General features: G+C 41.9%; 20 protein-coding genes. 15 read left to right on the forward strand and 5 right to left on the reverse strand.

The genetic code is table 11. The features are described 5' to 3' along the window. The first annotated feature begins 2 nt into the window (after positions 1-2). The 14 genes from J9537_RS04805 (at position 3) to J9537_RS04870 (ending at position 11,994) form a co-directional block, all read left to right on the forward strand. Positions 3-515, forward strand: coding sequence for a diol dehydratase small subunit (locus J9537_RS04805; protein WP_218256917.1), 513 nt, complete (start codon positions 3-5; stop codon positions 513-515). Between the two features lie 38 nt (positions 516-553). Further along, the gene (locus J9537_RS04810; protein WP_218257329.1) at positions 554-2,389 is read left to right on the forward strand and encodes a diol dehydratase reactivase subunit alpha; all 1,836 of its coding nucleotides are present in this window, start codon (positions 554-556) and stop codon (positions 2,387-2,389) included. After that, a complete protein-coding gene (locus J9537_RS04815) occupies positions 2,379-2,756 on the forward strand; it encodes a glycerol dehydratase reactivase beta/small subunit family protein (protein ID WP_218256918.1) in 378 nt (125 codons plus the stop codon). The genes J9537_RS04810 and J9537_RS04815 overlap by 11 nt, the downstream gene beginning before the upstream one ends. Further along, positions 2,753-3,328: a BMC domain-containing protein gene (locus J9537_RS20785; RefSeq protein WP_218256919.1), complete on the forward strand. Its 576-nt coding sequence runs from the start codon at positions 2,753-2,755 to the stop codon at positions 3,326-3,328. Before J9537_RS04815 ends, J9537_RS20785 begins: the two co-directional genes overlap by 4 nt. 237 nt (positions 3,329-3,565) lie before the next feature. Further along, positions 3,566-3,850 (forward strand): BMC domain-containing protein, encoded by a 285-nt coding sequence (locus tag J9537_RS04825; protein WP_010746538.1) that lies wholly within the window; start codon positions 3,566-3,568, stop codon positions 3,848-3,850. Then, positions 3,843-4,475: a phosphate propanoyltransferase gene (gene pduL / locus J9537_RS04830; RefSeq protein ID WP_218256920.1), complete on the forward strand. Its 633-nt coding sequence runs from the start codon at positions 3,843-3,845 to the stop codon at positions 4,473-4,475. The genes J9537_RS04825 and pduL overlap by 8 nt, the downstream gene beginning before the upstream one ends. Before the next feature lie 15 nt (positions 4,476-4,490). Then, positions 4,491-5,336 carry an ethanolamine utilization protein EutJ gene (eutJ, locus tag J9537_RS04835; protein ID WP_218256921.1) on the forward strand — a complete coding sequence of 282 codons (846 nt, stop codon included), beginning with the start codon at positions 4,491-4,493 and terminating at the stop codon, positions 5,334-5,336. Positions 5,337-5,392: 56 nt separating this feature from the next. Further along, positions 5,393-5,899, forward strand: coding sequence for a PduM family microcompartment protein (pduM, locus tag J9537_RS04840; protein ID WP_010746535.1), 507 nt, complete (start codon positions 5,393-5,395; stop codon positions 5,897-5,899). 87 nt (positions 5,900-5,986) lie between these two features. Then, positions 5,987-6,250 carry a EutN/CcmL family microcompartment protein gene (locus tag J9537_RS04845; RefSeq protein WP_010746534.1) on the forward strand — a complete coding sequence of 88 codons (264 nt, stop codon included), beginning with the start codon at positions 5,987-5,989 and terminating at the stop codon, positions 6,248-6,250. Between the two features lie 17 nt (positions 6,251-6,267). After that, positions 6,268-7,269 carry a cob(I)yrinic acid a,c-diamide adenosyltransferase gene (locus tag J9537_RS04850; protein ID WP_218256922.1) on the forward strand — a complete coding sequence of 334 codons (1,002 nt, stop codon included), beginning with the start codon at positions 6,268-6,270 and terminating at the stop codon, positions 7,267-7,269. Continuing rightward, entirely contained in the window at positions 7,262-8,647 is a 1,386-nt protein-coding gene (locus J9537_RS04855) for an aldehyde dehydrogenase family protein (protein WP_218256923.1), read from the forward strand. Before J9537_RS04850 ends, J9537_RS04855 begins: the two co-directional genes overlap by 8 nt. 15 nt (positions 8,648-8,662) lie before the next feature. Then, a complete protein-coding gene (locus J9537_RS04860; RefSeq protein ID WP_218256924.1) occupies positions 8,663-9,781 on the forward strand; it encodes a 1-propanol dehydrogenase PduQ in 1,119 nt (372 codons plus the stop codon). Between the two features lie 235 nt (positions 9,782-10,016). After that, the gene (locus tag J9537_RS04865) at positions 10,017-10,733 is read left to right on the forward strand and encodes an MIP/aquaporin family protein (RefSeq protein ID WP_218256925.1); all 717 of its coding nucleotides are present in this window, start codon (positions 10,017-10,019) and stop codon (positions 10,731-10,733) included. 76 nt (positions 10,734-10,809) lie between these two features. After that, entirely contained in the window at positions 10,810-11,994 is a 1,185-nt protein-coding gene (locus tag J9537_RS04870; protein WP_218256926.1) for an acetate/propionate family kinase, read from the forward strand. A 57-nt stretch (positions 11,995-12,051) separates the two neighbouring features. Here J9537_RS04870 and J9537_RS04875 read toward each other — a convergent pair whose 3' ends face one another. The 5 genes from J9537_RS04875 to J9537_RS04895 form a co-directional block, all read right to left on the reverse strand. Further along, positions 12,052-12,609 (reverse strand): BMC domain-containing protein, encoded by a 558-nt coding sequence (locus J9537_RS04875; RefSeq protein WP_218256927.1) that lies wholly within the window; start codon positions 12,607-12,609, stop codon positions 12,052-12,054. Further along, entirely contained in the window at positions 12,609-13,955 is a 1,347-nt protein-coding gene (locus J9537_RS04880; RefSeq protein ID WP_218256928.1) for a 4Fe-4S dicluster domain-containing protein, read from the reverse strand. The genes J9537_RS04875 and J9537_RS04880 overlap by 1 nt, the downstream gene beginning before the upstream one ends. Positions 13,956-13,972: 17 nt before the next feature. Further along, positions 13,973-15,187 (reverse strand): phosphotransferase, encoded by a 1,215-nt coding sequence (locus J9537_RS04885; protein WP_218256929.1) that lies wholly within the window; start codon positions 15,185-15,187, stop codon positions 13,973-13,975. A 209-nt stretch (positions 15,188-15,396) separates the two neighbouring features. Continuing rightward, positions 15,397-15,873: an MGMT family protein gene (locus J9537_RS04890; protein ID WP_218256930.1), complete on the reverse strand. Its 477-nt coding sequence runs from the start codon at positions 15,871-15,873 to the stop codon at positions 15,397-15,399. Between the two features lie 98 nt (positions 15,874-15,971). Next, a complete protein-coding gene (locus tag J9537_RS04895; RefSeq protein WP_218256931.1) occupies positions 15,972-16,499 on the reverse strand; it encodes a CDP-alcohol phosphatidyltransferase family protein in 528 nt (175 codons plus the stop codon). 124 nt (positions 16,500-16,623) lie between these two features. On the opposite strand from J9537_RS04895, the gene J9537_RS04900 reads away from it, so the two are divergent. Next, positions 16,624-17,190, forward strand: a complete 567-nt coding sequence (locus J9537_RS04900; RefSeq protein WP_218256932.1) for an NAD(P)H-dependent oxidoreductase — start codon at positions 16,624-16,626, stop codon at positions 17,188-17,190. Positions 17,191-17,387 lie beyond the last annotated feature (197 nt).

Below are 17,387 nucleotides of genomic sequence, written 5' to 3' on the forward strand. Positions count from 1 at the left end.
GAATGAATGAACAATCTATTGAAAGTTTGGTTCGAGGAATCTTAAAAGATATGAATAGCGGTGCAAGTCCTGCCGCGCCAGAAAATTCAGTAAGTTCTGGGGCAGCGACAGTAGCGGATTACCCAATCGCTAAAAACCATCCAGATTGGATTAAAACGAATACTGGCAAGACACTGGATGATATCACGCTAGAGAACGTATTAAATGGCTCATTAACACCAGATGATCTAAAAATTACTCCTCGCATTTTGAAAGCGCAAGGGGAGATCGCAACCAGTGCTGGAAGAAAAACAATTGCGAACAACTTTGACCGTGCGTCTGAGTTAACGGCTGTTCCTGATGCACGAGTGCTGGAAATGTATAATGCTTTGCGCCCTTACCGTTCAAGTAAGCAAGAGCTGTTGGATATCGCCAATGAGCTGGAAACAAAATACCAAGCAAAAATCAGTGCAGCTTATGTTCGGGAAGCGGCAGCACATTATGAAAAACGGAAAAAACTTAAAGGTGACAACTAAATTCTAGTTCGGAAATTCAGGAAGAGGAGCAATGAATGATGAAACGTGTAATTGGGATTGATATTGGAAATTCCTCAACTGAAGTCGCTTTAGTTGAAGTCGATGACCATCAGCATGTCCGATTCCTAGAATCAGCAATTGCGGATACGACCGGAATAAAAGGAACGAAGAAGAATCTATTTGGTATCTACAAAGCGATTAATGAGGCTTGTTCAAAAAATCGCCTTAAGGTTGAAGACATTGATCTGATCAGGATCAATGAAGCAACGCCCGTTATCGGGGATGTGGCGATGGAAACCATCACAGAAACCATTATTACTGAATCAACAATGATTGGACACAATCCGAAAACACCTGGTGGTTTAGGACTGGGTGTAGGAACAACGCTTCGGTTTGATGAGCTTGAAAAAGCAGGTAAAAAAGAGATCCCTTATATTTTAATCATTGATAAATCCTTTGATTTTGATGATGTGGCTAAAAAAATCAATCAGCTAGTCGCGAATGGTTATCTGATTACTGCTGCGATCATGCAATCCGATGATGGTGTTTTGGTGAACAATCGTCTAACACATAAAATTCCAATAGTCGATGAAGTTTCCTATATTGATAAAGTACCAGTAAACATGCTGGCTGCGGTTGAAGTAGCGGAAACAGGCCGCGGGGTTTCTCAATTATCAAATCCTTATGGAATTGCGACGGTTTTTGATCTTGATTCGGAGGCAACCAAAAATATTGTCCCTGTTGCAAGAGCCTTAATTGGCAATCGTTCTGCGGTGGTGATCAAAACGCCAAAGGGTGATGTCAAAGCACGAACAATACCTGCTGGTAAAATCGAGATCACTGGAGGAAATCGTCGCAGTACAGTAGGAATTTCGGCGGGTGCTGAAAAAATCATGGAAGCAGTATCGGCCTTTGAAGTAATCGATAACGTTACTGGAGAATCTGGAACGAATGTTGGCGGTATGCTGGAAAAAGTTCGCTTAACAATGGCTGAATTGACAGATCGACCAGTCAATCAAATCTTTATTCAAGACTTATTGGCGGTGGATACCTTTGTGCCGATTAGTGTCAAAGGTGGTTTAGCCGGAGAGTTTTCAATGGAACAGGCGGTTGGGATTGCCTCAATGGTCAAGTCTGATCACTTGCAGATGTCCAAAATTGCTGATGAAATTCAACAGGACTTAGGTATTAAAGTTGAAATTGGCGGAGCGGAGGCTGAAGCGGCGATCTTAGGAGCGTTAACGACTCCAGGAACTTCTGCACCGCTGGCGATCCTAGACTTAGGTGCGGGCTCAACAGATGCGTCCATTATTAAAAAAGACGAGACAATCGTGGCGACACATTTGGCTGGTGCAGGAGATATGGTAACGATGCTGATTCAATCGGAATTAGGTTTAGAGGATGTTTATTTAGCTGAGGACATCAAGAAGTACCCTTTAGCTAAAGTGGAGAATATTTTCTACATCCGTCATGAAGATGGCTCTGTTCAATTCTTTGATGAACCTTTAGATCCAGCTTTGTTTGCCAAAGTGGTGGTGGTAACACCTGATGGATATGTACCAATACCAGGAGATGATTCCATCGAGAAAATCCGATTGGTTCGACAAACAGCGAAAGAACGTGTTTTTGTAACCAATGCGTTACGAGCTTTGCGGCGTGTTAGTCCGACAGGAAGTATTCGAGATATTCCGTTTGTCGTAATCGTTGGCGGTTCTGCTCTGGATTTTGAAATACCTCAGATCGTCACCAATGCACTGTCTCATTATGGATTAGTTGCGGGTCGAGGAAATATCCGACAAATCGAAGGACCGCGGAACGCAGTGGCAACGGGATTAATTCTCTCCTATCTAAGGGAGGGATTCGATGGAGCTTGATTTAAATGTTCGTCCAGTTGTATTGATCTATATTTCTAAAAATGTGTCAACGGAGGATATTCAATACATTCTTTATGGCTTGGAAGAAGAAAAAATTCCTTTTTCGATTGAGCAAAGAGATTTTTCGACAGCGACAGAGGCTGCTTATGTCGCGGCGAACACTTCTTCTTTAAATGTTGGAATCGGCTACGTAAATAATGAAGCAGCTCTGCACTATAAAAATTTGGCACCAGAAACTCCTTATCAATCGATTCAACGAGTTGTAACTTGTCCGCCGATGATTTTGAAAAGGTTTGGCGGGAATGCGGCACGTTTAGTAAAGGGTGTGCCATTCAAATCAATTGATCCTATGGAGGTGAAACTATGAAACAAGCAATTGGCTTAGTCGAGGTGAAGGGTCTGGCTAGTGCTATCGAAGTATCAGATACGATGGTTAAGGTCGCAAATGTTGAACTTTTAGGCGTTGAAAAGGCTAAAGGGTTCGGCTGGATGACAGTCAAGGTTGCTGGTGACGTTGGCGCTGTGAAGGCAGCGGTTGATGCTGGTAAAGCAAAAGCAGTCGCTAACAATGTGTATTTGTCAGCACTGGTTATTCCTCGCCCAGCCAATAATTTAGAAAAATTCTTCTTTGCGAAGGAGAAAAAAGCCTCAGATTTACCTGCGGAAAGATCGGTAAAAACGCCAATGGTTAACGAACCTGTAGTAGAAGAAGCGAAAAAAGTTTCAGAAGAACCGAAGTCAGAAGAGGAACCAGTGGTGGCGGAACCGATTAAAGAAACAACAGACAAAAAAGAGGCGGTAAAAGAAGAACCAATTAAGGAAGAGCCAATCAAACAAGATCCGGTTAAAAAAGAAAAACCAATCAAGGAAGAACCGAAGAAGAAAAAGAATCCTCCTAAAGGATCAAAGAAATCTTCGGAGTCCAAAAAGAAGAAATAGCGCCAGAAAGTAGAGCTCTTGAAAATAGGATTAATTTTTACGTCAGGAAAAATTAGTTCATTGAGATGAAATAGGATGGCAGTTCCACTTTTAGCAGTTAGATTCAAAAGAGATCAATCTGAAAGAAACTGTTAATTAAGAACAAAAAGTATAGTGGAATGGTATACGGCTTGAAAATAGGATTAATTTTTACGTTAGGAAAAATTAGTTCTCTGATATGAAATAGGAGGAATAGACATGAATGATGCATTAGGAATGATTGAAACAAAGGGGCTTGTCGGAGCTGTAGAGGCAGCAGATGCGATGGTCAAAGCGGCGAATGTAACCTTAGTCGGGACTGAGAAAATTGGTTCTGGATTAGTTACTGTGATGGTTCGTGGAGATGTTGGTGCAGTAAAAGCGGCAGTGGACGCAGGAAGTGCGGCTGCTGATAAAGTGGGGGAAGTGGTTTCCGTTCACGTAATCCCAAGACCGCATCGTGATGTTGACGAAATTTTGGTCCCTAAAGTAGGCAATGAATAATTACAGTGTCGAGGAAATCAGAAAAATTGTTCGTGAAGTGTTATTGGAGATGCAAGCAGAAACATTTCCAATTGGCATCTCTAACCGACACATACATTTAACGGAAGAACATTTCAATATTCTATTTCCGAATGAAACGATAGAACCTCTAAAACCTTTGAAACAACCAGGTGAATTTGCGTCGAAACAGACAGTATCCTTAGTAGGAGCAAAAGGAGAAATTAAAAAGGTTCGAATTTTAGGGCCGTTACGCAAAAGATCTCAGGTAGAAATTTCAAAAACGGATGCACGAAATTTGGGTCTTCAGCCACCGATTCGTTTGTCTGGAAATTTAGACGATGCAGTGGAAGTCATGATTCGCAGTGAGGCGGCAGAACTGACAATTCCTGCGGCAATCATAGCGAAACGCCATATCCATCTTAATTTTCAGGACTTAGAACGCTTGAAATTGAAGGAGGGACAGCTTGTCTCAGTAGAGATTTTCGAAGGGACACGGAGAACGATCTTTCACGATGTAGAGTTGCGACCGGGAAAAAATTTTGTTTTAGAGATGCATGTAGATACAGATGAAGCCAACGCTGCGGATATTCAGCCAAATACAAGAGGACGGATTATCAAGGAATAATCCAGAGGAGGAAGTATGGAATCAATCGAAAAAGCCAATCAATTATTAACTTCTTTTCATGAACTTGTGAACACCAAACAAGCGCAGGCATTTAATCCTGAAGATGGTTATAAAGTTGGAGTCGATTTAGGTACTTCCTCCATTGTATTAGTTGTTTTAGATGGAAAGAATCAGCCGGTTTTCGGTGCCTTCGAGTATGCAAACGTTATCCGAGATGGACTAGTCGTTGATTATCAACAATCAGTCCAAATTGTGAATCGTTTGCGTATTCAAGCAGAGGAAATACTTGGTTTTTCGTTGAAAGCAGCATCAGGCGCTATTCCGCCGGGAACGGTGGGAAACAACAAACGAGTTGTGGCAAATGTCATTGAAAGTGCCAATATGCTGGCGGATCAACTAGTCGACGAGCCTACAGCAGCTGCTCTAGTTTTAGGTGTAACTGAAGGTGCGGTAGTAGATGTCGGTGGTGGAACGACCGGTATCAGTATTTTTGAACAGGGAAAGCCAATCATCGTCGAGGATGAACCCACTGGTGGGACACATATGACCTTGGTTATTGCTGGAAATAATAAAATATCAATTGAAGAGGCTGAACTGCTTAAGCGAGATCCAGCACGTGATCGAGAGAATTTTATTATTTGCCGTCCAGTGATCCAACGAATGGCGAATATTACTGCCAATGTCCTGCGAAAGCATCCAACAGAACCGATTTATGTTGTTGGTGGCGCCTCGTATCTATCTGAGTTTGAAAAAGAATTCTCAACGTATTTGAAACAAGAGGTATACAAACCGAAATATCCTCAATTTGTAACACCAATTGGAATTGCGATGTCATCTAAGCCAATCATGGATTTGATGTAAAGCGAGATCCAATGGAAACAGTCACTATATTAGCAATAAGAACTGGGAGTAAGAATATGGACGAGTTAATTAAGCGTATTATTTCAATTATCAATGAACGAGAGCAAAATACCTTAGTTCTTTCTTGTCGTACACCTTCCCCTGTTAGCCAAGGAATTAGAAGCTTTCTATATAACAAGCATATTCATTTGACCGAGGTAGATATCCTATTTTTAGAGCGGTTCATAAAAAAAGACGAACAAGATCCACTGGTGAAATGGCTGTATCAAAGTTATAGCTATGATTGTCGTCTGACCTTTGAACTTGCTTTCTCAAACACAGATTTGATTCCCAATGAATTATTCAACGAATGCAGTGTTCGGCTGCTTAATAATCAAGGAAAACAATACTTTCTATTACCAAAAAGGGTCATTACTTACCAACAAGTAGCGATGCTGACGCAGCAGGATATTCTACTCATTGCATCCAATCAGCTCATTACAGATTTGGCGAGGGATCGATTGCGGGAAAGAAAAGTCGTTGTTGAAGAAAGGATGTCCGTTCTACTTTTCGCAGGAATTTAAAGGAAACTAGCCGAACGTGAAAATGGATTTGTATGATAAATGCACGAAAAGTAACCCATCCTTAATTAGAGAAAGGAGTTCAACCCTATGCTGATGGCAAAAGTAATTGGAAGTGTCGTTTCAACTCAAAAGGATGCCTCATTAGTTGGAAAAAAATTGATGATCATTCAACCGATTAACTCTGAGCAACAGGATATTCGCTTCCAGCAGGTGGCGGCGGATACAGTAGGGGCTGGTATTGGAGATTATGTTTTATTAACTAGTGGCTCTTCTGCCAGAAAACTGTTTTCGACTCCTTCAGATGCTGTTGATTATGCAATTGTTGGAATTATTGACACGTTTGATTTTTAGGGAGCTGAGGAAAGTATATGGCGATTTATACAAAAACGGGAGATAAAGGAACAACAAGCCTTTTTGATGGAACAAGAGTAAAAAAATCAGATCTGCGTGTCGATACCTACGGAACATTTGATGAATGTTGCGCCCAAGTCAGTGTAGCTCAGAAATTGGCAAGGGATTCAGAAACGATTCAGCATTTAGAATGGGTCCAACAAAAGCTTTTCCAATTGAATGCGGAAATCGCGACACAAAAAGATTTCACGAAATTGGAAGAGAAAAGCACATTGATTGGATCAAAAGACATTCACCAAATGGAAGAATGGATCGATCAGTACACTAAACGATTGCCTGAATTGCATCAGTTCATTTTGCCGGGGCAAACCCATTCAGGCGCTCAGCTACATGTAGCTCGTGCAGTTTGTCGCCGGGGTGAACGTTTATTGACGGACTTATCTGAAGCAACAGATATACGCGAGGACCTTCGAAAATTTGTAAATCGACTATCGGATTGTCTTTATATTTTTGCTCGAATGGAAGATCAAAAGGAGAGCGAACAAAAGTTAATCAATGAGATTCTTCGCCGCTATCTCGAAAAAACGGGTGTACCACTACAGAAAAGCCCATTAACGATGTATCAAGAAATATTCCGTGCTTGTGAAGCACAGGCTGAAAAAATGTCTCTACCTGTTTCGATGGCATTAGTTGAAAAAAATGGCAAGCTTGTAAGCTTTTATCAAATGCCAGGCGCTCTGCTGGTCAGTGAATCAATGGCCCAGAAAAAAGCATATTCTGCTGTTGCCATGAAAATGCACACGCATGAATTAGCGAAGCTAGTCCAACCGGACGGCGCCCTTTACCAATTAGAAACGCTGACTGATGGACAAGTCGTTACTTTTGGCGGAGGATTTGTAATTAAAGATGTTTCTGGGAAAGTCATTGGTGGCTTAGGTATCAGTGGTGGCGCCGTAGAGGAAGATATGGCGATTGGTCAAAAAGGTTTAGAGAAGTTGAAGGAGATTGGCTATGCATGAAGAAGAAATAAAGGAACTCATTAAAAAAATTCTTCAAGAAGCTCAAGCAACTACCTCTCCAGCGAAGGAATATGGTGTTTTTGAGACCGTTGAAGAAGCCATTCATGCGGCAAAGTTTGCCCAAGAATGCTACGAGAATCAAACTTTAGAAACAAGAAGAAAAGTCATTGCCGCGATACGTTGCGGCATGCAGCCGCACATTGAAAAAATTGCTCGCGATACGCTAGAAGAAACAGGTATGGGGCGTTACGAAGACAAGCTACAGAAGCTGCAGCTGGCGATAGATAAAACACCGGGGGTCGAGGATTTACGTACAGAGGCATTGACCGGTGACAATGGGATGACCTTGTATGAACTATCTCCTTATGGTGTAGTGGGAGCGGTTACGCCAAGTACTAATCCGGCTGAAACGGTTATTTGTAACGTCATTGGCATGCTGGCAGCTGGGAACGCTGTATACTTTAGTGTTCATCCAGGAGCGAAGAAAATTTCGAGTTGGGTCGTAAGTAAAATGAATGAATTGGTTTACGAAGCTTGTGGTATCCAGAATCTGATCGTAACAATTGCCGAGCCTTCAATTGATGCAGCACAGGAAATGATGATACATCCGGATGTGCCATTGTTAGCTATTACTGGCGGACCAGGTGTGGTTCGACAAGCTCTGAAAAGCGGGAAGAAGGTTATTGCGGCAGGGGAAGGAAATCCGCCTTCACTTGTGGATGAGACGGCAAATGTCGAAAAAGCTGCGAAGGATATTGTAATCGGTGCATCGTTTGATAACAACATTCTTTGTACGGCTGAAAAAAGCGTCGTTGTCGTAGAACAAGTAGCGGATTACTTGATCCTTCAGATGGAAAAGCAAGGGGCCTATTTGGTACAAGACGACGCGGTTATTCAAAAAATGATGGATATGACCATTATGGAGAACGGTGCACCTAGTCGGAAATTTATTGGTAAAGATGCCAATTATATTTTAGCCGAGGCGGGTGTCAACGTAGACTTTGATGTACGGGTGATCATTTTACGGACAGATAAAATTCATCCTTTTGTTGTGAAGGAAATGCTGATGCCGATTTTACCGATTGTTACAGTGAAGGATTTTGATGAAGGGTTAGCAACAGCTCTGCAGATTGAGAATCGCCGGCATCATACCGCGACCATGCATTCACAAAATGTTGGTCGAATGAATATCGCAGCGAAGAAGTTTCAAACGTCGATCTTTGTTAAGAACGGCTCCTCTTTCGCCGGCTTAGGTTTTGGCGGAGAAGGCCCAGCCACCTTTACCATTGCCACGCCAACAGGAGAATGTACGACCTCGGCGCGGGATTTTGCTAGAAAACGCCGTTGTGTGCTGACTGATGGGTTTTCAATTCGCTAGAGGGGAGGTTTTTGTTTGAAAAAATGGTCCATGAAACCAGAAATCTATTCTGGTTTTGCCAGTCTGGAACGACTGCAGCAATTTGAAAAAGAAAACCTCTGCTTCGTGTGTGATCCCTATTTAGCGGAGTCCGATAGCTTAAAAAGAATTTTAGGTTATGTGAAGCGGACAAATACGGTGGAAATTTATTCTGATATTATCCCCGATCCGCCAATTGAAACGGTAATAGACGGGATCGAAAAGATGACAAAACACCAACCGACCGTGGTTATCGCAGTTGGCGGAGGCTCGGCCATTGATACGGCTAAGGCGATGCTGTTTTTCTATAAGCGAACAACAGGCAATAAAGTAAAGCGGTTTGTCGCTATTCCAACGACTAGCGGTACCGGATCGGAAGTCACAAGCGCATCTGTGATTACGGATACACAAAACAAAATTAAATACCCGATTTTTCATGAAGCGATCATTCCACATGAGGCAATCTTAGACGCAAGCCTAGTCATGTCTAGCCCGCCTTCGGTGACAGCGTTCAGCGGGCTGGATGTTTTAACTCATGCAATGGAATCGTTAGCTTCAGTAAATCGAACAAATTATACCAATGCTTTGGCAGAAAAGGCGACAGAGTTGGTTTTCCAATATTTACCAACTTGTGTGAACCAAGGAATGGAGCTAGATGCCCGAATTCAAATGCATGAGGCTTCTACCTTGGCAGGCTTGGCTTTTGATGCGGCAGGTCTGGGTGTCTGTCATGCGATTGCCCATCAGGTGGGCGCGAATTTTAAAGTCCCTCATGGGCTAGCAAATTCTATGCTGCTTCCCTATGTAATAGAAGCAAATAGCAAGAATAAAGAAACTCGAAGAAATTACGCAAGAATTTCACGTAAATTGAGCATCTGTCCGCCAAGTTTGCCAGATCATTTGGCTGTTTCAAACCTCTCTCAAGCGGTTCAACAACTAGCGATCGAATGCAAGGCCCCGATTAAATTGAACAGCTTTGGGATTCAAGAAGAGACAGCTTTGCAAGCGGAGGATACGATTGCGAATAACGCATTGAATGACACGACATTCAAGACCAATCCGGTTCAGTTTTCAGCAGAAGAAATCAAAGAGATCTATCGTAAAATCATTAAGTAGCAATGACAAACGGCATGAACATCAGACTTATTTTTCTGAACAGAAAAATGAATACATTGAAAAGAATAAGGATGTCAGTTCCTCTTTTTGCAGTTTGCTTGAGAAAAAAAGGAAATAATGAACTAGAACTAGCTAAAGATCGAACAGTATAGAGGAATGATATACGGCATGAACATCAGACTTATTTTTCTGAACAGAAAAATAAATACATTAAAAAGAATAAGGAGGTCTCATAATGAATAGTCCAGTATTTGGTGAATTTTTTGGTACGATTGTTCTGATCCTATTTGGGTCGGGGGTTGGTTGTTCTGTCAATTTGAAAGGTACTTTAGCAAAAGGTGTTGGTGCTAGTTGGCTATACATCGCGGTAGGCTGGGGTGTGGCGGTTATGCTAGGTGTGCTTAGTAGCGGATACTTCGGTTCACCTGGTCACTTGAATCCGGCGGTTACCATTGGATTTGCTGTAGCAGGTTCTTTTGAATGGGGACAGGTAGCGCCATTTATTTTGGCACAGGTTGCTGGAGCCTTTGTAGGTGCCTTGATTGCTGCCATTCATTTCTGGCCGCATTTCCAACAGACAACAGTGGAAGAAGGCAATAGTGTTGGTATTTTTGCTACAGGACCAGCCATTCCAAGCACAGCATTAAATTTAGTTAGTGAAATCATTGCAACTTGTTTCTTCGTCTTAGCAATTCAATTAATGCCCGCTGACATTCCTCCTGGATTACAGCCGCTGATGCTTGTATTTGTTCTGATTGGTATTGGGTTGTCATTAGGTTCGACCACCGGTTATGCCATTAACCCTTGTCGAGACTTCGGTCCACGGTTGATGTATGCAGTAATGCCAATTCCAAATAAAGGAGATGCGAATTGGGGTTATGCTTGGATTCCGATTGTCGGTCCAATCATCGGTGCTTGTATCGCGACCTTATTAGTAAAAGGTTTAGGATAAAAATTATTGCTGTGAATTCGGTATCTTATCATTTTATGACGAGATACCGAATTTATTATCAGCAGAGGAGGAAAAGATGGCGAATAAAATTATGTCTATCAATGCCGGCAGTTCCTCGTTAAAATTTCAATTATTTGAGATGCCTGAGGAAGAGCTGTTAGTAAAGGGATTATTTGAACGAATAGGTTTAGAGGATCAAATGATTTTCTCCTATTCAATGAAAGAGGAAAAAGTAAAGACGACGGTTGAGGGGAGGACCCATGAAGCAGCCATCAATTTTCTTTTGCGCTTTTTGTTAGAGAGAAAGATTTTAACTAGTTTAGACGAACTTTCTGCCGTGGGACATCGCGTGGCTCATGGCGGTGAGGAGTTTAAGACATCGAGTCTGGTTGACCAAAATGCCCTGATAAAAATCAAAGATTTAGGCAAGTTGGCTCCTTTGCATAATCCGGTAAACGTCGTGGGAATCGAAGCGCTAAAAAAAGAGTTGCCTAATTGTCCTCAAGTCGCTGTTTTTGATACGTCCTTTCATCAGACGATGGCACCAAAAAATTATATCTATCCATTGCCCTATCGTTTTTATGAAGAGAATAATGTGCGTCGCTATGGTTTCCACGGGACGAGCCATCAATTTGTAGCAACAGAGGCAGCTAGCTATTTAGGAAAGCCTTTGGAATCGTTAAAAATTATTTCCTGTCATTTGGGGAATGGAGCGAGTATCTGTGGGATCAAAGAAGGCAAATCTGTGATCACGTCTATGGGCTTTACACCATTAGCTGGCTTAATGATGGGGACGCGCTGTGGCGATATTGATCCGTCTATTATTCCATTTTTACAAAATGAGAAGAATCTTTCAGCCAGTGAGATGGACCAGCTGATGAATGGTGAATCAGGATTTAAAGGTGTAACGGGCTTCAGCAGTGATACACGGGATATTATCAGTGAAGCTGAGAAGGGGAATGAGTTGGCAAAGCTTGCACTGGATATGTTTGCAGGACGTGTGAAGCAGACAATTGGTGCTTATACTGCGGAGCTCGATGGTGTGGACGTGTTGATTTTTACTGCGGGAATAGGTGAGAATTCTTCTGTTATTCGTGAGATGATCTGCGAGAATCTAACCTTCTTTGGTGTTCAGATCGATCAGGAGCTAAATCAGCAGAATAATAAAAAAATCAGTTCAGCGACTTCTTCTGTAGAGGTATTGGTCGTGGAAACGAACGAGGAGCTGATGATTGTCAGAGATACGTTCGAATTGATTTAAATAGAGTGTATGAGCTCAGAAAAATGCCATGGATTCGAAAAAATCCATGGCATCTTTTTATTGGATCAAACTGTCAATCAATTCTGGATGAGGATTGGATAAGACGATCTTATTGATAAGCATCGCCTGATCGCGAGCGCCGTTTGCACCAGCTTCAACCGCGGCTTTCACGGCTGCGACGTCCCCTGTCAAAACAACGAAGGATTTGCCGGCGATGCCTGTACCTAACTGAATCGCAATCAGTTCAACGTCGGCAGCCTTAACTGCGAAATCGGCTGCGATAATTGAGCCGGTGGCTGAATAATATTCTAATACTCCCACTGCTCGAATGTTTTCTGGTACTTTGGCCATGTTAATGGCTTGGATCACGGAACTGTTGATTCGTGGGATGACCAATTCACCAACGACGTAGCGTCCTCCAAGTTCAACGCCTACTTCCATAGAGCGCTCAATGGCTGCGACTTGCCCGCAGATCATGATGTAGTATTTTCCAGGACAACTTGCTCGCGCCATGATTAATTTCGCGTCAGCGGCTTTCAGCATGTAGTCCACGACCTCAATTCCTTTGGCGATACTATTTAGTTCTAAAAATCCGATCGTATCCATTAATTTCATTAGTTGTCCCTTCTTTCAATTGTAATACCGGTATCTATAGCAGTCACTGTACCATCAATACTTGCATGAATAGCTGCACCTAATGCTTTTTCAGGTTTTCTGCCGATCATCTCGCCAACTTTGACTTGATCGCCCACCTGAACAGTTGGCTCACAAGGTGCGCCGATATGCATCTTCAGCGGAATAGTCACGCGATTCGTTTCATACTTTGCTAATTCTTCGACTGTTAAATCAACGTATTGCTTCAGTCCGTCCTTCAATAAAATTTTAACTGGAGAGACCTGCTGAAACTCCCGCATGATAGAAGGGGAAAGGGGCTGTTCGGTTTTCTGATACCGAATGCCTTTTTCTGCTAAACGCTGCTTTACATACTTATTGACTTGCCGTGGCAACAGCTCCATTGGACAGGCAATTGTCTCGCAAATCCCACATTCGCAGCAAAGGAGCGCTTCCTTCCAGATCGGGTCGTCATCAATATCCTCAGGAATCTCTGTAATGGTTAAATGACGCATTACCCGATGAGGATGAATGGGGTGCCCAATCTGATATCGAGGACAAAGCTCTGTACATAACCGGCATTGAATACAGGAGGAACGGGCTTTATTGATCATCTGAGGGATTTCTTTTTCTAGCAATTCGTAGATAAAGTCTCGTTTCTCCATAATAATGATGCCAGAAGTTGTCTTCGTTACTACTTGATGGGAAAAATCCTCCTTTGTACCGGTTTTCCCCATCATCGGTCCGCCGTTGATAAATAGGAAGTCGTCGATCGTCGCACCGCCTGCCAAAGCCAAACAATCTTCAAAAGAGGTGCCAATTGGAACCTCTAGGATTTTTGGTTCATTGACTGCACCTGTGATCGTCAATAACTTATGTGTGACGTTTTTTCCTTGCTGGGCATGAAAAACATTCAGCATAGTGGAAATATTGGAGATGACACAGCCGACTTCAATTGGAATGCCTCCCGGAGGTACGGTTCGACCAGTGACTTCAAAAACCATAATCTGTTCGTCACCAGCAGGATAGAAATTGTTCATTTTGAAGATAGAAATTGGTGCATTGTATTTCTGAATGGCCTTTTCTAAGGCATTGATTTCTTTTGTGTAATGCCCCTTTGTGGCGATCACGAGATGCTCTGCCTCTAATAATTTTCCTACCGCTGTAATAGCTTGAATACATTCTTCCGCATAATGATTCATGACATAATGATCGGTCTTTAGAAGCGGCTCGCATTCCGCCGCGTTGATAATAAAATACTCCGCTTTTGTATTGTATTTCGCAGCAGTAGGAAAACCAGCCCCGCCGCAGCCGACAATACCCGCATTCGTAATTTGTTCCAATAGCATACTCGTACCTCATTTCTTCAAGTTAAAATAAGAGCGTTTTCATTTTTTGGAATTAATTTTTGTAAAAAGTCTTTTTGTGTTGATTGAATCAAGTCGCAAACAACTTCAGTAGATCTTAAGTGTTGACGGTGAGCCAGGAGCGTTTGTGCTAACATCATCGACAGACCTTTTGCTAGAAAGATTTCTTTGGGTTTGGCTAAGCAGTCAAAATCTGGAAATTCACCTAAGTTTGCGATACGGTTGATATTCGCTATCGCTAAATAACCTAAAGAATCTTGAAAGATTTCTATGATTCGTGCTTGTTGATAACCTTCTGCATGACTTGAAAAATAATCAAAATAAGTTTTGTAAGCATCCTTGATGACCTGCAGCAGATAGGTACACATAGACGTGTCACCCCGTACGCTGAAAGCCGTATACTGTGAAAGGATATTCGCTAAGAAATAGCCGATGTCATAGGAAAAAGGGCCGGTCATGGTATATTCCATATCAATCACTTTAAAGGAATTCTGGGAAACAAAAACATTAGACGAATGGAAATCCCCATGGATCAGACAGTCATCTTGACTAGTGATACGTTCAATCAATGTCTGCCAGTCACTTCGTATGGTTTTATCCGCCAAAATAGTATCTAGAATTGCCAGTAGTGCTTCTTGATCGGGCGTTTTCTTTGTCTCAGTTCTAGGCGGCGGCTTCAAAATGAAATCCGTAATAATCAGTCGCATATCGGTATTTTGAAAGTAATTTTTTAGCGCGTACCAATAGTCCGAGGACAGTTTCATTTTCGAGGTGGCTAAATGCGTCCGTGCTAGATATTCTCCCACCTGTTTGCCTAATCGTGGAAACTGATCGCCTCGACAAAGAGCAAAACGCAATACACTCAGATAAGAGAGGTCTTCCATAATGAAGAGGTGCTCAGTTGGATCGGCATAATAGGTTTCAGGAACCATTTGAGGCGCTAAGCCGGCACGCAGCTGATACGTCATGTATTCCAAGTAATTTCGTTTCGGATCGATTGGCGCCAAAGAGATGCCACTAGAGATGGTCTCTTTTGAATGCTTGACAATGTAGGTTTGCTTTCCTTGTTTAAGGGTGTAAAGATAATTCAAATAACCATCAACGTATTTGTCTTTTTCGTTGCAAAGAGCGGTCACGATGAGGGGACTGGTTTGATTAAAAAGAGAGGTCCGTTGAAGCAGATATTTCGGTAATGTCGACTCACTAATCTCCATCGTTTTCCTCCTGTTCAAAAGGGATCATAAAGCTTATAAGAATCCTATCCTACCAACCATTTTATCGAAATCTAGAAGGAAAATATATAATAAAAATATGCACTTCAAGGATGTTTGTGAAAAAGCTTATCCCCGCTAGGATCAGAAAAAATACAGAAAAAAAGTGAGCAAAAAAATACAATAAAAAACCGTTCTCGTAAAGAAAACGGTTATAGCTCATACATTACTTCTTCGTAATTTTCTACATAATAGCGAAAGTTTTTCCTTCCTCGACGAACGACTGAATGTCCTTCAGCCTCAAGCTTTTCTATCTGTGCCTCTACACCGCCAGGAAATTTCGGATTGATTTCTCCCTTATTTTTAAGTGTGCGCCAATAAGGGGTCAAGTCGGTCTCTCGCTGCTCGCTAGCCCATGCAGCAATTGAGATAAAGGCTCCGGCAGTAATTGGTTCAGTAAAATCTCCACCATTTTGTTTTGCCAAATAGTCTCTGATCGCACCAGTGGTGATGATCTTACCATAAGGGATTCTCTTCATAAGCGCATCATAATCTAAAGGGGGTGCGAAGTACATTTTTGTCCCACCATACCGTTTGATCGTTGCTTCATCGGTAATGATCTGCATTTTCGGCATTCCTTTATCCTCATTCATCATTGCATTGAAATCCTTTTGATCCTCATTAGCCATGAGGGCCACCTCCTACTATCTTATAATCATGTCGTCATTACGCGCGCAATTCCTATTACTAGTTTACCTAGTATAAAAATAGGGTGCAATGAGACAGTTTATTTTTTTTGAAAAAAAGTTGGCACATTTTTGTCTAATTTTTTGGTAGTCGCAACAATAAAAAGTTCTTCAATCGAGGACAGGCTGCCGCAGGTCAAGAGAATCAATCCAAAGGGTGTGATGGGAAGGAGAATTAATAGAATGGGAGATAAAAAAAGCAGCAGGCCCGTCAATTTATTTAGATAGGTATGCAAACTGGCGAATTGGTGAAAACGGAAGAAACCAATGACGTATGTCAGACAGCGAATGAGGACAATGACACCAGCTCCCCACAGTAAAAAAGACGGTAACTGGATCGTAAAAACGACTTTAAAGACAACAACTAGAAAAAAGATCAAGTCAGCAATACTGTCTAAAAGCGTTCCAAAGCGGCTGGTCCAGTTCATTTTTCGTGCAATCCAGCCGTCTAAGATATCAGTTATTCCCGCAAAAAAATAAAGGGGAAAGAAAAAAGAATCAGGAGCAATCAGTATGAAGAATGAAGCCAAAATACGAAAAATTGTTAATATGTTCGGAATATAATTCATGGGACAGCTCCTTCTTTGAATATAACTTAACTTTAGCATGTTCTTAGCGGGTTTGAAATCAAATTGACATCTAAATGAAATGAATTTGTGCTATTTTGATAAAAAGGGTAATGAGGAGGGTAAAATGACTACAACATTGATTATCGATCATCCGTGGAAGGGCAGCTTTAATCATGGGATTCTGAATCATTTGATCACAGGGTTGGAACAAGATCAAAAGATTTTTCAGGTCATTGATCTAAACAAAGACGGCTTTGATCCAGTTATGAAGGAAGGAGAATTGGCTGTGTATCAAAGTGGGTCGGTCTTAGATCCTTTGGTCCTTCACTACATGAATTTGCTGCGGGAGACGTCACAGTTGGTACTGATCTTTCCGATCTGGTGGTATAGCTCACCGGCAAGTTTAAAGGGCTTTCTTGACAAAGTATTATTAAATGAATTCGCTTTTTTCGATGGCGGCAACGGGATTCAGCCGTTATTGTCAATTGATTCGGTGGTTGTTTTCACGACCTCTGATCAACCAACAGAAGGGCTGGAAAAGCGTTGTACACGCAGTTACAAGCATCAGTTGACCACTACTTTAGAAGATATTGGGATGCGGAATATTTCTTGGTATCATTTGGGTTCTGTCAAAAATTTAACAGAGGAAGAACGACAAGCGTATCTTGAATCTGTCTATAGCAAAATTTAAAGATTCAAGGCCCCGCCTTTTTCGGGGGCCTTGAATTTTTTTCTTTTCAAATTCATGTCGACCGATTGGTAACAATGGGTGTGTTTTTTGTTGATCCGGCCGTGATGAACTTGCCCGTATTGTCTCTCTTTTTAAAAGCACGTTTTTCAGCTGATTTATCCACTTTTACTTACCATCTATAAAAACATAGTGCTTCT

It is taken from the genome of Enterococcus raffinosus, assembly GCF_019175485.1.
Lineage (GTDB): Bacteria > Bacillota > Bacilli > Lactobacillales > Enterococcaceae > Enterococcus_A > Enterococcus_A raffinosus.

Coding starts and splice junctions, on each gene's coding strand:
- J9537_RS04805 (WP_218256917.1), top strand. CDS start 3: ATGAATGAACAATCTATTGAAAGTTTGGTTCGAGGAATCTTAAAAGAT.
- J9537_RS04810 (WP_218257329.1), top strand. CDS start 554: ATGAAACGTGTAATTGGGATTGATATTGGAAATTCCTCAACTGAAGTC.
- J9537_RS04815 (WP_218256918.1), top strand. CDS start 2,379: ATGGAGCTTGATTTAAATGTTCGTCCAGTTGTATTGATCTATATTTCT.
- J9537_RS20785 (WP_218256919.1), top strand. CDS start 2,753: ATGAAACAAGCAATTGGCTTAGTCGAGGTGAAGGGTCTGGCTAGTGCT.
- J9537_RS04825 (WP_010746538.1), top strand. CDS start 3,566: ATGAATGATGCATTAGGAATGATTGAAACAAAGGGGCTTGTCGGAGCT.
- pduL (WP_218256920.1), top strand. CDS start 3,843: ATGAATAATTACAGTGTCGAGGAAATCAGAAAAATTGTTCGTGAAGTG.
- eutJ (WP_218256921.1), top strand. CDS start 4,491: ATGGAATCAATCGAAAAAGCCAATCAATTATTAACTTCTTTTCATGAA.
- pduM (WP_010746535.1), top strand. CDS start 5,393: ATGGACGAGTTAATTAAGCGTATTATTTCAATTATCAATGAACGAGAG.
- J9537_RS04845 (WP_010746534.1), top strand. CDS start 5,987: ATGCTGATGGCAAAAGTAATTGGAAGTGTCGTTTCAACTCAAAAGGAT.
- J9537_RS04850 (WP_218256922.1), top strand. CDS start 6,268: ATGGCGATTTATACAAAAACGGGAGATAAAGGAACAACAAGCCTTTTT.
- J9537_RS04855 (WP_218256923.1), top strand. CDS start 7,262: ATGCATGAAGAAGAAATAAAGGAACTCATTAAAAAAATTCTTCAAGAA.
- J9537_RS04865 (WP_218256925.1), top strand. CDS start 10,017: ATGAATAGTCCAGTATTTGGTGAATTTTTTGGTACGATTGTTCTGATC.
- J9537_RS04870 (WP_218256926.1), top strand. CDS start 10,810: ATGGCGAATAAAATTATGTCTATCAATGCCGGCAGTTCCTCGTTAAAA.
- J9537_RS04875 (WP_218256927.1), bottom strand. CDS start 12,609: ATGAAATTAATGGATACGATCGGATTTTTAGAACTAAATAGTATCGCC.
- J9537_RS04880 (WP_218256928.1), bottom strand. CDS start 13,955: ATGCTATTGGAACAAATTACGAATGCGGGTATTGTCGGCTGCGGCGGG.
- J9537_RS04885 (WP_218256929.1), bottom strand. CDS start 15,187: ATGGAGATTAGTGAGTCGACATTACCGAAATATCTGCTTCAACGGACC.
- J9537_RS04890 (WP_218256930.1), bottom strand. CDS start 15,873: ATGGCTAATGAGGATCAAAAGGATTTCAATGCAATGATGAATGAGGAT.
- J9537_RS04895 (WP_218256931.1), bottom strand. CDS start 16,499: ATGAATTATATTCCGAACATATTAACAATTTTTCGTATTTTGGCTTCA.
- J9537_RS04900 (WP_218256932.1), top strand. CDS start 16,624: ATGACTACAACATTGATTATCGATCATCCGTGGAAGGGCAGCTTTAAT.